Here is a 16,847-nt window from a genome sequence, read left to right on the forward strand (position 1 = left end):
GACAGATCTCACGCCCAATTTGACTTAGGAATGAAATCGATGCGACTCAAGTCTTCGGTTTTCGTATATAGCTCGCCCACAATCGTACTCGCCGTTTTGTGCGTCGCCATCATCTGGCAGCCCAACATGGCGTCAGCTCAAGGTGTACAAACGCCGCCGAGCTTGCAGAATAATGCATCAGCACCGCAAACTGCCGCGGCCGACCCGCGCGGTTCAATCGGTGGCGGTCAGCTTCCACGCACAGCCAACCAAGAACATCGTGTTTACGATCTGCGGCCTTACACCGGCTATCTGACCAAGCACGATCATCCCGAACAAGCGATTGTCGATTGGGTGCTTCGCGAAACCGGCACCGACGTGTGGTTCACCGCCCCGTTCGGTTTTTTAAGCGCGGACCGGGACCAGCTTTCGGTTTATCACACACGTGAAATGCACGAAATGATTGCCGGAGTCGTGGATCGATTCGTCGCTGGCGAGAAAGATCCTCAAGTAATGAACTTGCGAGTGATGACGGTCGGTAACCCCAACTGGCGCAGCCGTGCTCACTTGATGATGCAGCACGTTCCCGTCGATTCGGCTGGTGTGCAGGCATGGTTGCTAAGCAAAGAGAATGCAGCCTTGGTGCTCAACATGTTGCGACAACGCACAGACACCCGCGAAGTTCAATCATTGGACATGATCACGTACAATGGGCAAACCGAAAAACTAGCTCGAACACGCGGACGCAATTACGTTCGCAATATCAAACCGTCTCCCGCTGGCTGGCCTCCCTATGAACCAGAAACCGGTGAAGTCGAAGAAGGCTACAAGCTATCGATCAGTCCCCTGCTTAGCACGGATGGCCAAACGATTGACTGCGTAATCAACGCCAGCATCGATCAGGTAGATAAACTAAAAAAAGTTCAACTGGATCTCCCGCTTCCCAACGCCCAAGTCCATCGCGCACAGATCGATGTTCCACAAGTGGTCAGCTGGCGTTTGCACGAACGATTTCGCTGGCCATCGGACATGGTCCTACTGCTGTCCTGTGGAGTGGTTGCCAGCCCAGAGCGAAAACAGGCTGCCGTGCCTTTGCTGAACATGGAAATGTTCACGGGAACGACTGCTGGCCGAGCCGACGCGTTGATGTTTATTGAATTCCGCGGGCGAGCGTCCGAGAACTTGACGACGACGCCATTGGCACCGCAAATTGCGACCGGCGTCGGTGGATCCAACCGTGGACGCTATTAAGCAATGGCTTCGCCGTTTCATCGGTGTGCTCAATGCAATCGCCTCGCGTTTCAGATCCCTGTCCTGTGGCTTAAAAAACGCATTTCCCACGAATTACTGGGTCTACGACGTTTTCGTCATTCAGCCTAGAATACTCCGCTTCACGATAGAGACAGAAACGCTCGGCTAGGCGGTCGCGCGTGCTCTGCTCTGACTCGATTGGCCCGAGGCATCGGGCGGCCCAAATGGATAATAGTTCAGATCTCAACTCGAAAGCTCGTGTAGTGATTACAGGAGTTGGTGTCGTCAGCCCGTTTGGCAACGACGCAAATGAACTGGTCGATGCGCTAAGAACCCGCAAAAGCGCTGTCGGAAAACTGCAAACACTTCCGCAAGACGTTTTGTGTACCAACCATGGCGCCGAAGCGTTGTCCTTCACGGGACACATCGACAACTACGGTCCCATGGACAAAAAGCTTCAGCGAACGATCCGCAAAGGCAGCAAGCTGATGTGTCGCGAGATCGAAATGGGCGTTGCGTGTGCACAACTTGCACTCAACGATGCTGAACTGACGCTAGAGAACCGAGACAAATTTCGCACCGGCGTGATCTACGGCACGGACTACATCATGTCGCGGCCGGAAGAATTCGAACGGGCATTCATCAAAGTGATGGAAGAAGACGGTCAGTTTCATTTCGACAAATGGGGCCAGATCGGCAAACCCGAAGTAAGTCCGCTGTGGCTGTTGAAGTATTTGCCCAACATGCCTGCCAGCCATGTGGCGATTTACAACGACCTACAGGGCCCCAATAACTCATTGACGTTGCGAGAAGCCTCCGGCGGCGCAGCGATTGCCGAAGTCGTGTCGATGATTCGACGTGGAATCGCGGACATTATGATCGCCGGGTCGACGGGAACCCGAATTCATCCACTTCGTTCACTGCATGCGACAAAACAAGAATCGATTGCTGCTGATCGTGATGATCCTGCCACGATGAGTCGTCCCTTCAACGCCGATCGTGATGGCAGCGTTATCGGCGAAGGCGCCGCAGCCATTGTTTGCGAATCGCTTGCCCATGCTCAAGATCGAGGAGCGAACATTCTTGGCGAGATCGTTGGCTACGGAACCTCATCGGTCGGTGTCAACGCTTCCAGCCATTCGCTGAAACAAGCAGCCACAAATGTGCTGCGAAGTGTCTTACGCGGCGGCGATCCCAAAGCAGTCGGACACATTCATGCTCATGGACTTGGCACGGTCGACATGGACCAGCAAGAATCCGAAGCAATCGTGGAAGTCTTCGGCAACGCCAGCGAGCAACCGTTGGTAACGACTGCCAAAGGCCATTTCGGAAATCTGGGAGCCGGATCAGGAATGGTCGAGATCGTTGCGAGCCTGAAATCGCTAGGCGGCGAATTGTTCCCGATCTTGAACTGCGACAGCCCCGATCCAAAGTGCAATTTGAACCTGTGCACCGAATCGGCCCCCGCGGGCGACGAATTCGTCAGCATCAACGTGACGCCGCAAGGACAAGCATCAGGCGTGCGCGTCCAAAAATTCGTGGCGTAGGCTGACCTTCGCTTCTTCGCTAATCGTTGTGGCGGCGCGACGTTCTTCCACGCCAATACACTCGGAACAACGATCTCCGTTGCACGCTTTCTCGCGCGCACGAACGTTCGGCTTTGTGATTGGCGTTCGATGTCTTTCTCCCACCCACCGGGATCACCGTTACGTTCGGCAGCTTCGATGGCGCCGAGGGTAAACCGACAAACGATGCGAGCTTGAATCAGCTGCAGGCCCCTCACGCATAAGCCATATACGTTAGTTGGGGCAACATATCGGATTCGCTTTCGCGGCAGCCCCATAACGATACGTCAATCGATCGGGGGGCTCTCGGTGAAGGAAACAGCAGACTCAACTCGCATATGGAATGCAATTTCCAGTTCATTTCGCACAATGCGCCCATCGCTATCCAAAGCCATGCTGGCCGTGATCCTGTTGGTCATTCCCGGACTATCGATCACGCTGTCGATTGGGCCATCGCCGTGGATGTTAGCTTGCTTCCTGGGCCTACTCGCCTTGATTACTTGGCGTGTGGTTCTTCAACTTGAACACTTGGGCAAGTCGATCCTTGCGACCCAAGAAAACCGTGACCCCAACAAAGCTCTCAGGCGACAAAACGAACAGCTCGAAATCAAGAACTTTCAACTGCGCAGCTCGCACGAAAAACTCTTGCGTGCGACCGAAGAGCTACGTCGCAGCAACGAAGAACTTGATCAGTTCGCCTATGCAGCTTCGCATGATCTCAAAGCCCCGCTTCGTGCCATTGATCATCTCGCAAGCTTTGTCATCGAAGAAGCCGGAGACGCAGTATCCCAGAACGTTTTGAACGATCTGGAAACACTCCGGGGACGTGTCTGCCGAATGGACAAAATGCTCGACGGCATGCTGATGTACTCCAGACTGCGAACAGAGACTTTTTCGTTGGAGACATTTGATCTGACCGAAGCGACTCAATCTGCCATCGACGTGCTGGACATTCCTAGCGGCTTCCATGTCACCGTAGATGCCGAAACGACTCTGCTGACCACACACCGTTCTCCCTTGGAACAGGTACTCCGCAACCTAATCGGCAATGCGATCAAGCACCATCACAAGTCAGCGGGAAACGTCCACGTTACGGCGTCGATACGAAACTGTAATTTGGAAGTCGCGGTCAGCGATGACGGCCCAGGCATTGCTCCAGAGTATCACGACGTTGTTTTTCAAATGTTCCAAACACTTCGTCGCCGTGATGAAGTCGAATCAAGCGGTTTGGGACTTTCGATGGTTCAGCGCATCATCGAAGAACACGACGGCGAAATCGGCATCGAATCCACGCTCGGCCATGGAGCAACCCTTCAGTTCACTTGGCCTTGCGCGGTGCTAGATCGGCCATCGCAACCGACCCCCAAACGAACGCAGAACAACTACAGCATTTGCAATACGGAGGGACGATCGTGGTTAGTGAACAAGTAAAGATCCTCCTGATCGATGACGATGACGTCGATGCAATGGTCATACGACGGGCGTTGAAGCGGAATGACATTCGCAACGAGGTAATCGTCGCGCACGATGGTATCGAAGCGTTTGATCTGCTGCGTGGCGACCATGGCTGCCGCCCAATATCCGGCCCGGTGATGATCTTGCTGGATTTGAACATGCCGCGAATGGGCGGACTGCAATTTTTGAGCGAGTTGCGGCAAGACCGCGACTTACGCACTTCGATCGTGTTTGTTTTGACAACCTCCGACGATCAGCGCGACCGAGATGCGGCCTATGACATGCAAGTCGCCGGATATCTGGTCAAGTCCCGCGCCGGTCAAGAACTACAATCACAAATATCTCTGGTAGAAAACTACCTCGAATCGGTTCGCTTCCCCGTGTGCGCCGCGTCGTACATAAGCAACAGTTCACTGGCCGGTGATGCCCAATGAGCAACAAACGAATCATCGAAATCTTGCTCTTGGAAGACGACGACATTGATGCGCGGTTGGTAGAACGCGCACTTGCGCGTTCACCCTGCGTCTATCAGTTCAAATCGGAGTTTGCGATTCATCGAGTCGTCAACTTAGACGACGCAATTCGGCAGATCCAGCTTCGACTACCGGACGTCATTTTGACGGACCTTAACTTGCCCGACAGCCGTGGAACCGAAACCATTGCTTCGCTGGTCGACGTGGCTATGGACACGTCAGTGATTGCGTTGACGGGCATGGACGATGACCGCGTCGCAATCGAAGCGATGAAATTTGGTGCTTCGGACTACCTGCAAAAATCTCTCATCGATTCTCACTCCCTTGCGCGAGCCATTCGTTATGCCATCGAACGCAGTCGCGTCATGGCCAGCTTGCGATCCACGCAAGCCGAACACGTGATCGCATTGTCCGAAAAACATGCCGCCGAAGCGATTGCGAGTGTCGCCGAAGAGCTGAGGGCAGCCAGAGACGAAGCGGAAGCGGCAAACCGAGCGAAGAGCGAATTCCTGGCAAACATGTCGCACGAATTACGGACACCGCTACATGGTATATTGAGCTTTGCTAGGTTCGGAGTCCGAAGACACCAAAGCGTACCGGTGGAAAAATTGAATCGGTACTTTGAACAAATCGAATCCAGTGGCGAAGTTCTTCTTCATCTTTTAGACAACCTTTTGGATCTTTCCAAACTGGAAGCCGGATGCTCAGCACTGGATTTCTCTGAAATCGACTTGGGAGAACGCGTTCGACGCGAAGCATCGCGGTTCGATGCCGTTGCAAGCGAAAAATCCGTCTCACTGGATATCCACTTGCCGACAGATATTCCCCTGATTTGGGCAGATGGACAGCGGATCGACCAAGTCATCAGGAACCTGATTTCAAATGCGGTGAAATTCACCAAGTTCGATTCGACGATCACGATCCAGGTGGAGCAGCAAGGCACAAGCGTGCTGCTGATGGTCGATGACGATGGACCGGGGATTCCAGTCGATGAAAACGTGTCGATCTTTGACAAGTTTATCCAATCGTCGGCGACCAAAACCTGTGCGGGAGGAACCGGACTAGGGTTGGCCATCAGTCATGAAATTGTTCACTCACACTATGGCACTTTGACTGCCAATAACCGAATCCACGGTGGCGCGTCCTTTGTCGTGTGTCTGCCAATCGAACAACCATCGCCCGAACCGGCGACTCTATCGCCACCCCTTGCCAAGACAACCACATCTTAGAAATAGATCACACACCATGCGACAACGAAAACAACGAGTGCTGGTCGTCGACGACAACGCCGTCAACCGAGAGATCTGCCACGAAATATTGTCCGGCGACTATGACGTCCGCATGTCCGTCGACGGAGAGACCGCGTTGATTGACGCCGAACAGTTTCGACCGGACATCGTCTTACTCGATGTGATGATGCCTGGAATCGATGGCGTCGAAGTCTGTAAGCGATTGCGGCAATCTGTTTGTCCCTGGGTCAAAATCATCATAATTTCGGCCAAGACAGCCGTCGCTCACCGGTTGGAAGGATTTGATGCGGGTGCCGATGATTACATGACCAAACCGTTCGACGAGGACGAACTGTTGGCAAAAGTTCGCGTCCATCTTCGTCTTAAAAACGTCGAAGAAATCGATGCTGCCAAAGACCAACTGCTCAACATACTACAGCACAGTAATCGCACTCCACTGACATCAATTTTGTTGGTCTCGCAGGTCCTGGGGCAAGCCGACCAACCACCGAGCGCCGAAAAGTGTCGTTCCATGGCGCTACAGATCGAAAACTCTGCGGTGCGTTTGCTGAGTTGGCTCCAAGCTGGCGAATCTTACGTCGAACTGAAATCTGGTAAGACGGATGTTCAAATCGCAACGGTCGATCTTTCAGAACTCGTCAATGAATGTGTCGAGCGTGCCGCCGGTTCGATCAACGTCGAAGACAGCGGTGCTCCCGTGTTGGAAGCCGCGATCATGCCGCAGGTCAGCGCCAACGTGGACGACATGCTGCTCTGCCAAATGTTTGATGTCCTGATCAATCACGCAATCGCTGTCAGCCAGCCGGGTAGATCCGTCAGAGTGCAGTTGGACAAAACCACTGCATCCGGTATCGAATTCCGAACAACGTACCACAGCTCAATCAGCCCGACGTCTGCGGAAAACCTGTTCGAGCCGTTCGCCAATCCAGACGATTGTTTTCAAAACAAAACGACCGGTTTGGAATTAGCAATCGCCAAAGAGCTGGCCGAGTTGCACGACGCGTTGATTGATGCGACGACCACGAAAGACGGTTCGACGGAGCTTCGCGTCTGCATTCCCATTGCCGCTGACTCCCCCAGTGGCAATGCCGTTGAACACGCAGGCAGCGTCTGAGACGTTCTTTCATCGCGTCAATCAAGAAACTCTCAGCCGCGACTCCACCGTCACGAGCTTCGATTTAACGCAGCTCGATATTGAAATCGTCAAAGAAGATCACTTCGTCTTTGGATGGCGCCCAGTCGTCGCTTCCACCACCAAAAAACGTGCTGAAATACATCACGTCGATCTTCAGTCGATCGGTGTATCGAAATTCAATGTCGCGTTGATCTAACACGCGTTGACCGTCAATCCAAACCTTGATCCGACCGTTGGAACGCCCGACCGTGTTCAGTTTGACCAACTGGGTGATCAAGTACCAACGGCCCGATTCAACTTCGATCGGCACACCATCATCGTGCCAATAGTAGTCGTCTTCGTCGCGACCAGTTTGATCGTATCCGGAAGTAGGATGCTTGACGTACTGAACCAAGTTGGCGGTCGTCTGAGGCACCACGCCGGGTAGGCCTTCGTAGTCGGTCCGCCACATCACTCGAGCCGACCAACCATTGTAGCCAGTTGCACGAGTGTTGCCCGTCGGCGCCGTCCCGCCAGCAAGCCCGGGCAGTTTTCCGCCTCGAACAAAATCAAAGCCTTCACCAAATTTGACACGGTAGCGCAAACGGACTTGCGTCGCGAGCGACGGCAAATCAAGTTTCCACTGCGCGCCGCCGTCTTTGGGGCCAACCGCGCCGGCAGGATACAGCACCGATAAACTGGCTGTCGTGTTGCCGCGAAAATTCGGCACCAGCTGAATCGCGACTCGGTCCTCCCGAATACCGTCTTCCCAAACGGGAGAGTACCAGTCCAGTTTCCAGTCCGCTTTGGTGTAGAGCTGATTCTGCGAATAATGACCAAACGCATTTTCGTAGACAACTTGCGCGTCGCAATTTGACGCCCCGAAGGCCAAGCAACTAAGAGCAAAACTGAGGACGGCAACCAAAGGGCAGCGAAAGAAACAGAGCATGGCAACGAAACCTAACGGCAAAAACACAGCGGGCGGCAAACGGCCCCACGTGGCAATATAGCCAAAATAGGCAGCGTGGGAACGCCATGCATCCTTGCTCCGCCCAACTGGAGCAAGTAAACGTACGTACCCCGCCGCGTAACAGCGTTTTTCCGTCTCTTTGTTAAGCCTTGGCAGCTCTTTCCAAATCTGGCAGCACCTTCCTGGCGGCTTCGACTGTTTGGTCGATCAGAGCCTCCGTGTGAGCGTTTCCGAAAAACAGTGCCTCAAATTGACTACACGGCAAATAGATTCCTTCGCCGATCATGGCCCAGAAATACTCGGCGTAGGCGTCACGATTGCACCGATCGGCTTGGTCCCAGTTGGTCACCAGATCAGGGTTGAAGAACAAAGTCATCATGCTGCCGACTCGTTGCACGACATGATCAATGCCTGCGTCGGACGCAGCTTGATCGATCCCCGTCGCCAAACGCTCGCCCATTGCCTCCAGATACTCGTACGGTGGCTGGTCTTTCAAAAGCTGCAATGTGGCACTCCCCGCCGCGACCGCAACAGGGTTGCCGCTCAACGTTCCTGCTTGAAACACTTTTCCGGCTGGCAACACATTGTCCATGATATCGGCGCGGCCGCCGTAAGCCCCCAGCGGCATTCCGCCTCCGACGATTTTGCCCAACGTCGTCATGTCGGGCGTCACGCCAAAAAGTTCCTGTGCTCCGCCAAAGGCCAAACGAAAACCAGTCATCACTTCGTCAAAAATCAGAATCGCGCCATCTTTGGTGGTGACAGTCCGCAGTGCGTTTAAGAACTCCTGACTTGGTGGGACACAACCCATGTTGCCGACGACCGGTTCCAAGATCACCGCCGCAATTTCACCAGCGTGTTGGTCAAATGCAGCTGCCAATTGATTGACGTCGTTGTACGCCAACACAATCGTGTCGCCGCCTGCGCCCGGTGTAACACCTGGCGAATCGGGGACTCCCAGAGTAGCCGCTGCGCTTCCCGCTGCCACCAACAAGCTATCGACATGTCCGTGGTAGTTACCCGAAAACTTAATGATCTTGTTCCGTCCGGTAGCGCCTCGTGCGACGCGAATGGCGCTCATCGTCGCTTCGGTTCCACTATTCACCAAACGAACTTTTTCGACGCTGGGAACCGCTTCGATGACCTGTTCAGCCAGTTTCGATTCTGCTTCGGTCGGAGCGCCGTAGCTAGTACCGCGATGAACAGCCTTTGTGACCGCTTCGATGACGGCAGGGTGCTGGTGCCCCAGAATCATTGGGCCCCACGATCCGATGTAATCGACAAACTGCCGACCGTCGATATCGAACAGGTACGGTCCTTTAGCATGATCGATAAACAGCGGCGATCCTCCGACGGCACCAAATGCGCGTGCCGGACTATTGACTCCGCCCGGCATCAATTTTCGGGCCCGATCGAAAGCAGCAACACTTTTGTCGCCGATGGCGTGATGAATCGACACGTTACACTAATCTCTCTGCTGAGGAACAAACTGCGTACCCGCAACGTGCGACCTACCCAGTTCCCATCAAAGATACGAACGACAGAGCGAAATCACCACCCGTCTGTCAGTGTCACACCGAAACGCCGGCAATCGCGAACACGCCCGTCTGACCTGCTGCCGAGCGTTTCACTTGCGGCGCGATAACCAGAACCTAGAAGAGCGAAACTTCCCCGATATCCGCGAACACTTCGTCAACGAAATCTTCGCGGTCCGAATCCAAAAACGACAAGGAATCGTTCACTGAGATCTGTTCGCCTTGTCCACGACGGGCATTTTGTGCCGATAGACCTTCGATCACCAGGAAGATGTCCAAAGGCGTCACGACTCCGTTACCGCTGACGTCAACAAACCCGGCAAACGGCCGATCCGAACTGACAGTCGATTCACCGTACTCAGCCAAGAAGTTGATCACTGCCAGAATATCACTCGGTGCGATCGATAGGTTATTGTCCACATCCAAACGGTCACGCTGATTGGTCAGTGGCCGATCACCTGGATTGACGCGAATCGTAAACACCAGATCGTTGACATCACTGGACCCCAGTTCAAAGGCGCGGACCGTGAACTGATGATCGCCGACAAAGCTTGGATCAGGAAGCACCGATAACGTTCGAGATGCTGGGTCATACTTGATCCACTTTGGCAGTGTGGCGGACGAATCGAATACGCTGATCTGAAAATCGCCACCTTCGGGATCGCTGACAAAGCTGTCATCAAAGACTTTCCGGTATACCGCTCCGCTGTCCACCGAAACAGTACCAAGCGTGTCACTAAAGATCGGCGGCTCGTTCACGTTGTTCAATCGAACCAAAACCGTGCCGATCGCTGACTTGCCACCTGAATCAGTGACTTGAACTTCTAACGTCAAAGTCGGATCGGCGACATCAGCATCCAGAACCGATCCCGGCGCGAGTGTCAGTACATGAGTGGTCGGGTCCAGCAAAAACTTGTCCGCTCCTGTTCCACCCACGATGGTCGCTGTAAACGACTCCCCGGGGTCGACGTCCGCGAATCGCAACCTGGCCAATGGGTTCTCTACGCCAGGCTGAGCCGATTCGGACACATTGATCCTGGTCGTCAAAACGGATGGCGCATCATTCTCGTTGCGAACCGCAATAACACGTTCATAACGCGCCGATTCGCTACCACCGGTCTGGTCGTCGACTTGGAACACAACTCTCAGTGTCGACTGGGTCTCAAAATCAAACGCAGCACCATCGGCGACAACCAATTCAAACTTCTTCTGCAACGGATCAGCTGACGCGACGGCACGTAGTTCAAAAGCTCCGCCATCCAATTCGTCAAGCAACGTGACGGTGTAATTTGCGATCGCGTTTTCAGCGTCGACCATATTGATGGTGGTCGCAACGTCACCAGCGACGGCATTTTCACCTACCGACGCCGTATTGATCTGAAGCGCCGCCGGTTCGTTGACATCGGTTATCAACAACCGCAAAACACCGTTGGCGGTCATTGCCGGAGCACCGTTATCGACTACGGTCACGTTTAGCAAGAACTCTGATTGACTTTCAAAGTCAAGTTCGACGTCGTTGCGTACGGCAATTCTGCCACCAGGACGAAGTTCAAACACAGCGTCACCGCTGCCACCGTCAATTTGGAACAAGTGTTCTTGGTTCGCATCCTCGTCGGACAAACCAATGATGCCGACGATTCCGGTGCTGTTTTCGACAATCGACAAATCCGGCAGCGACAGCTGCGGTGCATCGTTTGCATCCAATATCTTGACGACCTGAGTTTGCGAGGTCGATTGTGGAGTTGCGCCGTTGTCGGTCACCGTGACGTCCAGCGTCAGCTCCTGTGTCTGTTCATAGTTCACACCGTCGGGATTCGAGAGTGTTAGGATTCCGGTGTCGGGATCGATCGTAAATATCGACGCGCCAGTTCCGCCGTCAATGGAATAGCTCAACAACCGATCGTTTGGCTGGGTATCCGGATCGGTCGCTCTGATTCGGCCCACATCAGTGCCCGACGCTGCCGCTTCAGAAACATTCACCGCAGTCGGTTCAATGACGGGCGGCTCATTGATGTCCAGCACGTCAACATTGACCGTCGCATTGGTGACCGCACCTACTCGGTCGGAAACCGCGACCGTGAATGAAAATTGAGATTGGTTCTCGAAGTCTAAAACGGTGCCGGGCCCGACCGTCAACACACCTGATGCACTGTCAATTTGGAATCCAAACGCCTGCCCGCTCGCCAACGAATAACTAACTTGCCCGTCGCTATCGGAACCGACAACCTGACCGACTGATACGCCAGTGGGCGTGTTCTCTAAAACGGCGATGTCAATGTCGCTTGTTACCGGAACCGAATTGGGCGACAGGATGTAGTTTTCGTGCCTGACGACCCGCAGCGGAACTTTTTGCGCACCACTCAGTTCACGATTGCTTGTGGAATTGAGAAAATTGATTTCGTAGTTGCCAGGAAACAAATTGGTAAGTTCATATTCACCAAACAAGTTGGTCGACGTGATTGCTTCGGATTGCGTGTAACGAAAATCATCCAAGCGACCAAAAGCAGAACCACTAAAAGTGGCTCCGTTGATGACGACCGCCTCGGTCACCGAGTAGGCTTCGGCGTATGCAATCGAATCATCGGAGAATTCTAGGCTCAACACTTCACTTGCGGTGCCGCTGAGAATTTGACTGGTGACCGATCCTAGCAAGACGCCGTCCGCGTTATAAGCATCCAACCGAGTCAGAGACTGTAAAGTGTTATTACGCGGCGCGATCCCCACAATCGAAACCGATCGGGCGGGCCGATAAAAACTGGCTCGAAAATGCCTCGCATCCTGATTAAAGAAATTGACGCCCTCGTGCGAAAACAACTTATTGCCCAGAGGATTGAGCGGGGATTCGGCGACGGGACGAATTTTAAATCCAGTGCTTCCTGTCGGAGGATTAAAACCAGGCTGGATCGTACTAACGGTCACCCCCGGGGTGACATGCGTCAGATCCGCATTGACTTGATAGTCGTCTGGCTCCAGCCGGTAGCTAATTACATCTCGCAGTCCGTTGCCATTGGTATCTGCCAAAACGGTCACGTTCGCAGCGGGATCGACGACGGCATCTCCGTCGACCAATGGCGCAAGCCTTACCGTGCCACGAACGCCGCCAATAAAGTTGCTTTCGCCAAAGTGATCCAACAGACGCGCTTTGAACGGCTCAGGGATGGGCACCCCAAAGAGTCCATCGTCCAAACCAAGCTGGAACGGATCTCCCGCGGCCGCGACATCAATGGCCGTGCCAATAATCCAATCAGCTTCGGTTCGTCCGATACTATCTCCTAACCGGCCGGCATAGTCGGTTGCTTCTCGAATAACTTGCGGCACGCCCTCGCGACGTGTCAATTCACCGACGTTGCCGGTGCCTTGGTCCACAAAAACGATGTCGGCGTAGGTCTGGTCGCCGCGACCGACAAAGGGGTGAAGGGCAATCGAATCGTGGACCATCCAATCGTCCATGACGCCGCCGGGGTCGGCAAATCCATCGTCGTCGGTATCCACGTCGGCTCCCACGACCGGCGGAATATCGGACTGAACCAGGAAATAGCCGGTGCTGCCGATGGCTTTTGAAATCGTTCCGCTGTTGGGATCGTCATCGGTGTAGATATCGCCGGGAAGTCCACTAAATCCAGTGGCGTTGGATTGCAGGACCGTCGATTGTGGGTGAACACTGTACGGGCTGCCCTGAGGCAACATCACCAGAAATCCATTGGCACCAAAAGTCAAATTGCTCAAGTCAAAGACACCTTGAACATGGCCGGTTTCAAACTGATCCCCAGCGATCGACTGGTTTTCCTTGACCAAAACAAAATAGGTGTTTGCCGGAATCGTGGAATTTGGCTCGCCGCGAAGCTCAATTGCCTGATGCGTGTCGCGGCTTTCGAACTCGGGGGCGATCACCAGTTCGTTGATGAACATCCCTGTTCCCAAAGCGGGACGATTGACGACACCGGCCAAACCAAAATCAAGCCCCGTGATATCATCCGAAGTACTCACCGCTACTCGAAAAGCGGTACTGCGATCTGACAAACCCAGCGTTTGCGTCGCTAAGCCGCTGGAGGTTTGCAGATGGGTCTGAATTTGTCCGGTGTCCGGATCGACTTGCAGGACGGTTTGCCCCGTCGCATCGTCGGCATCGAACATTAAAAATCGCGAGCCATCAAACGCCAACGAAGAACTGTTCAAGCCTCGCTCCGAGGTCGCCAGCGTGGTGCCGCGTCCCTGTGTATCGAATTGAAAGAACCGGTCGTTCGCGTCGTCAAATCCAACGATCCGTTGGGCGACCGGATCAAACGTCAAATCGCTTGCGTTTGCTCCAAGCAACGGGGCGGCCGTCGCAAACGAATCCCCCGCAACGATGGCCGAATAAGGCGCCCCTAGTGGACTATTGCCAAGCGGCGTGGCGATCCCGGTCACGGGATCGATCGAAGCAACCGGCGTCGTAGTGCTAAACAAAGTTGCGTACAGCACTCCGTTGGCTGCTACCGAGAGCGACGAAAAAATGGGAGACGAGGCTGGAAGAGCCTGATTGGGCGCCTGGGTGGCGACACCGGTTGCAGGATCGAATGTGTAGAGATGCGTCGAATCAACCAAGTAGTGTGTGCCGTCTGCGGCAATGTCAAATCCTGCGACTCCTGAGATGGGAGATCCATTGTGCGTAATCGCCACCGAGCCCGTTACATTTCCATTGGCGGCGTCAATTTGGTGCAGAGTTGACGGCACACTGCTGACACCAAAGAGTTGATCATTGGCTCCAAAGCTAATCGCAGCGATCGATTGCGAGAGAATTGCTACCTGCTGGCCCGAAGAGCCTGCCGATGTAACAGCGAATTCGATCAGTGAGTTTCCTTGCAATCCAAAGATCGCTCCGTCACTGCGTTGGTCCAACGTGGAAGAAAACAAACCACCGTTGCGCGGAATCGCAGCGGCGGTTTGGCTGGCAAGATTGAAATCGTAAAAATTGCTGCCGAAGTTAGTCGTTCGCACATCACTTACTACCAACTCCGGTTCCGCCACCAGTCCGGACGCTTGATCGACCGTCATCAACTGCAACGAACCATCGACTTTGGCAGTCGCATAAATCGTGTCCGACTGGGCGTCATATGCCAGTCCGCCTTGCAGGTCGACGCTCGCGACCGCAAGCTGCAGTGCATCACCAGAACTTTTGTCGACGCGGTAGATCGTGTCGGTTTGCGAATCAAGTCCGATCAATTCGCCAGCGTTGTTTTCAACCAACCCATCGATGGACTGATCCGACGGCAGTCCCACCAACGTTACTCCGCCATCCGGCCCCATCTGAAACAAACGTGTCTGGGAACCATCACCCGATGGATCAATGGCGGTCCCGTTGAAAGCCAAGGGACTGGTCTGAGCCTGTCCAGGCATAAAGTCGACGCGAACAACATGGCTTCCCGCCGCCAGTCGATCCAATGTGTACTGCCCCAAACTATCGGTGCGAGTAAATCGTTCGTTAGCGTTAAACTGTCGATCATCATTGCTGTCGATATACACGCGAGCATCAATCACCGCGACTTCGCTGGCATCATGGACTCCATCACTGTTGGCATCCGCCCAAACCTCACCTGCCAATGAAGCAAGTAGCTGGCGCGATTCCAATTGCTCAAAGCTTCGCCGTAGGCTGCGGCGACGCTTCAACTCGCGTTGGCTACCACGTCTCTTGCCCAAACGATTTCGTTTCACACCGCGAACAGAGTTGGATAAAGTCATAGTGATGCAGTTTCGTAGAACGTCATAAGGAAGAGAAAAACGGTCGACTGGGCAAGCAGCAAAGGTGTTGATACTGACAACAATTCTACAAGACGTTTGCGTAACCCCCCGAAAACCAGCCGTACACAATAAATCTGTCGCGTATCGTAAACAAGAAGATTTGCCAGATACTCCGCTGCGATTGGCATTCGGGCCTCACCGGTTAGGTGAAACCAAAACGCAAGAAGTCGCCCAAAGCCCGTCGCTAAGCCAATAACGGGGCACCCAACCTACGGATCGGCGGCCGCCACAATGCCGGCGCTGGACTTGCAACCTGACGGAATGCCCACGATAAATGTCACCAAATGGCTGGACGAAGCCGTTACTTGGCCGAAATGATGACAATCACACGGCCATCGCACGGTTGATACACGTTGCTGGATCGAGCCGAGATCGGGGGCTGGCGCCGCAAGGAGATTCGGAAGAAAATGGAATTTGCCGCTAACTTCACCGCCATCGATTTTGAAACGGCCAGTCGCCGATCCGACAGTGCTTGCCAATTGGCTGCCGTAAGAGTCCGTGACGGGAAAATCGTCAATCAAGCGATGTGGCTGATTCGTCCCGAACCGTTCTTCTTTGCACAGTCCAACATTCGCATTCACGGTATTACGCCCGGCCAAGTCGAAGAAGAAAAAACGTTCGGCCAGCTTTGGCCAGAAATCATGCAAACGTTTGGCGACGATTGTTTGGTCGCTCACAACGCCAGCTTTGACATGGGCGTGCTCTTGGCCTGCCTGACCAAACATGGGCAATCGATTCCGAATCTGCAGTACACGTGCACCCGCGCAATCGCGCGACGTGTCTGGCCCAAGCGGCCACGCTTTGGATTGAAACCACTTTCGGATTGGCTGGGTGTTCGGTTTCAACATCACGACGCGTTGGAAGATTCGATTGCTTGCGCAAAAATCTTGCTCGCAGCGGGGATCGATCGACGCGTCGACTCTCTGGAATCACTCGAGGCCAAACTAACGCTTTCGCGCGGAACGGCAGGCGACTGGGGAAAGCAGGGACCAACACGAATCAAGAAACGTCGCCAGACAGCCAAAGCTAGCGGTGCCAAAACGACCACGGCGAATTCCAGCTTCGTTCGCGAAGTGCCGCTGGCCTATCAGCCATCGACAGTGGACCTCCAACGTTTATTGGTGCGAGCCGATTTCATTCGACCGCTTGCCGGACAGACGATCGTTTTCTCCGGAAAGATGACCAAGCTTTCCCTGACCGACGCCCAACAGTTGGCCGCACGCAGCGGCGGCGATTGCCAAAGTCAAATCACTTCGCTAACCAGTATCCTGGTCCTTGGCGACGAAGATGAAAACACAAAGAACGATCGAATCGAAATCGGGCGACAGCAGCAGGCTGCCAAACAACAGGGCACCGACGGCCCCAAGGTCCGCATTTTGAGCGAACTGGAATTTGTCGAACTGGTTGCGGCGATGCCTAGCGAATGACAAATTTCTTGCGTACAGAAGGTCAAATCGCGGGCTCTGGGTAGATAAGC

At 54.1% G+C, this 16,847-nt stretch carries 10 protein-coding genes; 7 read left to right on the plus strand and 3 right to left on the minus strand.

The window, feature by feature from the left end; translation table 11 throughout:
- The first annotated feature begins 39 nt into the window (after positions 1 to 39).
- The 6 genes from K239x_RS19300 to K239x_RS19325 all read left to right on the plus strand — a co-directional run bounded on the left by K239x_RS19300 (position 40) and on the right by K239x_RS19325 (position 7,087).
- Complete coding sequence (locus K239x_RS19300) at positions 40 to 1,230, plus strand: hypothetical protein (RefSeq protein ID WP_419189169.1); 1,191 nt, start codon at positions 40 to 42, stop codon at positions 1,228 to 1,230.
- A gap of 224 nt (positions 1,231 to 1,454) precedes the next feature.
- On the plus strand, positions 1,455 to 2,777 hold the full coding sequence (locus tag K239x_RS19305) for a beta-ketoacyl-[acyl-carrier-protein] synthase family protein (protein WP_145419820.1): 1,323 nt from the start codon (positions 1,455 to 1,457) through the stop codon (positions 2,775 to 2,777).
- A gap of 387 nt (positions 2,778 to 3,164) precedes the next feature.
- Complete coding sequence (locus tag K239x_RS19310; protein WP_145419821.1) at positions 3,165 to 4,226, plus strand: sensor histidine kinase; 1,062 nt, start codon at positions 3,165 to 3,167, stop codon at positions 4,224 to 4,226.
- On the plus strand, positions 4,208 to 4,684 hold the full coding sequence (locus tag K239x_RS19315; protein ID WP_145419822.1) for a response regulator: 477 nt from the start codon (positions 4,208 to 4,210) through the stop codon (positions 4,682 to 4,684). The genes K239x_RS19310 and K239x_RS19315 overlap by 19 nt, the downstream gene beginning before the upstream one ends.
- Positions 4,681 to 5,952 carry an ATP-binding response regulator gene (locus tag K239x_RS19320; RefSeq protein ID WP_145419823.1) on the plus strand — a complete coding sequence of 424 codons (1,272 nt, stop codon included), beginning with the start codon at positions 4,681 to 4,683 and terminating at the stop codon, positions 5,950 to 5,952. Before K239x_RS19315 ends, K239x_RS19320 begins: the two co-directional genes overlap by 4 nt.
- Positions 5,953 to 5,968: 16 nt before the next feature.
- Positions 5,969 to 7,087: a hybrid sensor histidine kinase/response regulator gene (locus K239x_RS19325; RefSeq protein ID WP_145419824.1), complete on the plus strand. Its 1,119-nt coding sequence runs from the start codon at positions 5,969 to 5,971 to the stop codon at positions 7,085 to 7,087.
- A 64-nt stretch (positions 7,088 to 7,151) separates the two neighbouring features.
- Here the strand turns inward: K239x_RS19325 and K239x_RS19330 are convergent, their stop codons facing one another.
- The 3 genes from K239x_RS19330 to K239x_RS19340 all read right to left on the minus strand — a co-directional run bounded on the left by K239x_RS19330 (position 7,152) and on the right by K239x_RS19340 (position 15,310).
- Positions 7,152 to 8,036 (minus strand): polysaccharide lyase, encoded by an 885-nt coding sequence (locus tag K239x_RS19330; RefSeq protein WP_145419825.1) that lies wholly within the window; start codon positions 8,034 to 8,036, stop codon positions 7,152 to 7,154.
- 163 nt (positions 8,037 to 8,199) lie between these two features.
- Positions 8,200 to 9,453 carry a glutamate-1-semialdehyde 2,1-aminomutase gene (gene hemL / locus K239x_RS19335; RefSeq protein ID WP_145422454.1) on the minus strand — a complete coding sequence of 418 codons (1,254 nt, stop codon included), beginning with the start codon at positions 9,451 to 9,453 and terminating at the stop codon, positions 8,200 to 8,202.
- Between the two features lie 256 nt (positions 9,454 to 9,709).
- A complete protein-coding gene (locus tag K239x_RS19340) occupies positions 9,710 to 15,310 on the minus strand; it encodes a cadherin domain-containing protein (RefSeq protein ID WP_145419826.1) in 5,601 nt (1,866 codons plus the stop codon).
- Between the two features lie 467 nt (positions 15,311 to 15,777).
- On the opposite strand from K239x_RS19340, the gene K239x_RS19345 reads away from it, so the two are divergent.
- Positions 15,778 to 16,797 (plus strand): exonuclease domain-containing protein, encoded by a 1,020-nt coding sequence (locus K239x_RS19345; RefSeq protein ID WP_145419827.1) that lies wholly within the window; start codon positions 15,778 to 15,780, stop codon positions 16,795 to 16,797.
- The last annotated feature ends 50 nt before the right edge of the window (positions 16,798 to 16,847 follow it).

Origin of the sequence: Stieleria marina (assembly GCA_007741555.1) — a bacterium.
In the GTDB taxonomy this organism is placed as follows: domain Bacteria; phylum Planctomycetota; class Planctomycetia; order Pirellulales; family Pirellulaceae; genus K23-9.

Bases quoted from the DNA above. Each gene is read 5' to 3' on its own strand.
- K239x_RS19310 (WP_145419821.1), top strand. From the start codon at position 3,165: ATGCGCCCATCGCTATCCAAAGCCATGCTGGCCGTGATCCTGTTGGTC.
- hemL (WP_145422454.1), bottom strand. From the start codon at position 9,453: ATGCCGGGCGGAGTCAATAGTCCGGCACGCGCATTTGGTGCCGTCGGA.
- K239x_RS19305 (WP_145419820.1), top strand. From the start codon at position 1,455: ATGGATAATAGTTCAGATCTCAACTCGAAAGCTCGTGTAGTGATTACA.
- K239x_RS19320 (WP_145419823.1), top strand. From the start codon at position 4,681: ATGAGCAACAAACGAATCATCGAAATCTTGCTCTTGGAAGACGACGAC.
- K239x_RS19340 (WP_145419826.1), bottom strand. From the start codon at position 15,310: ATGACTTTATCCAACTCTGTTCGCGGTGTGAAACGAAATCGTTTGGGC.
- K239x_RS19325 (WP_145419824.1), top strand. From the start codon at position 5,969: ATGCGACAACGAAAACAACGAGTGCTGGTCGTCGACGACAACGCCGTC.
- K239x_RS19300 (WP_419189169.1), top strand. From the start codon at position 40: ATGCGACTCAAGTCTTCGGTTTTCGTATATAGCTCGCCCACAATCGTA.
- K239x_RS19330 (WP_145419825.1), bottom strand. From the start codon at position 8,036: ATGCTCTGTTTCTTTCGCTGCCCTTTGGTTGCCGTCCTCAGTTTTGCT.
- K239x_RS19345 (WP_145419827.1), top strand. From the start codon at position 15,778: ATGGAATTTGCCGCTAACTTCACCGCCATCGATTTTGAAACGGCCAGT.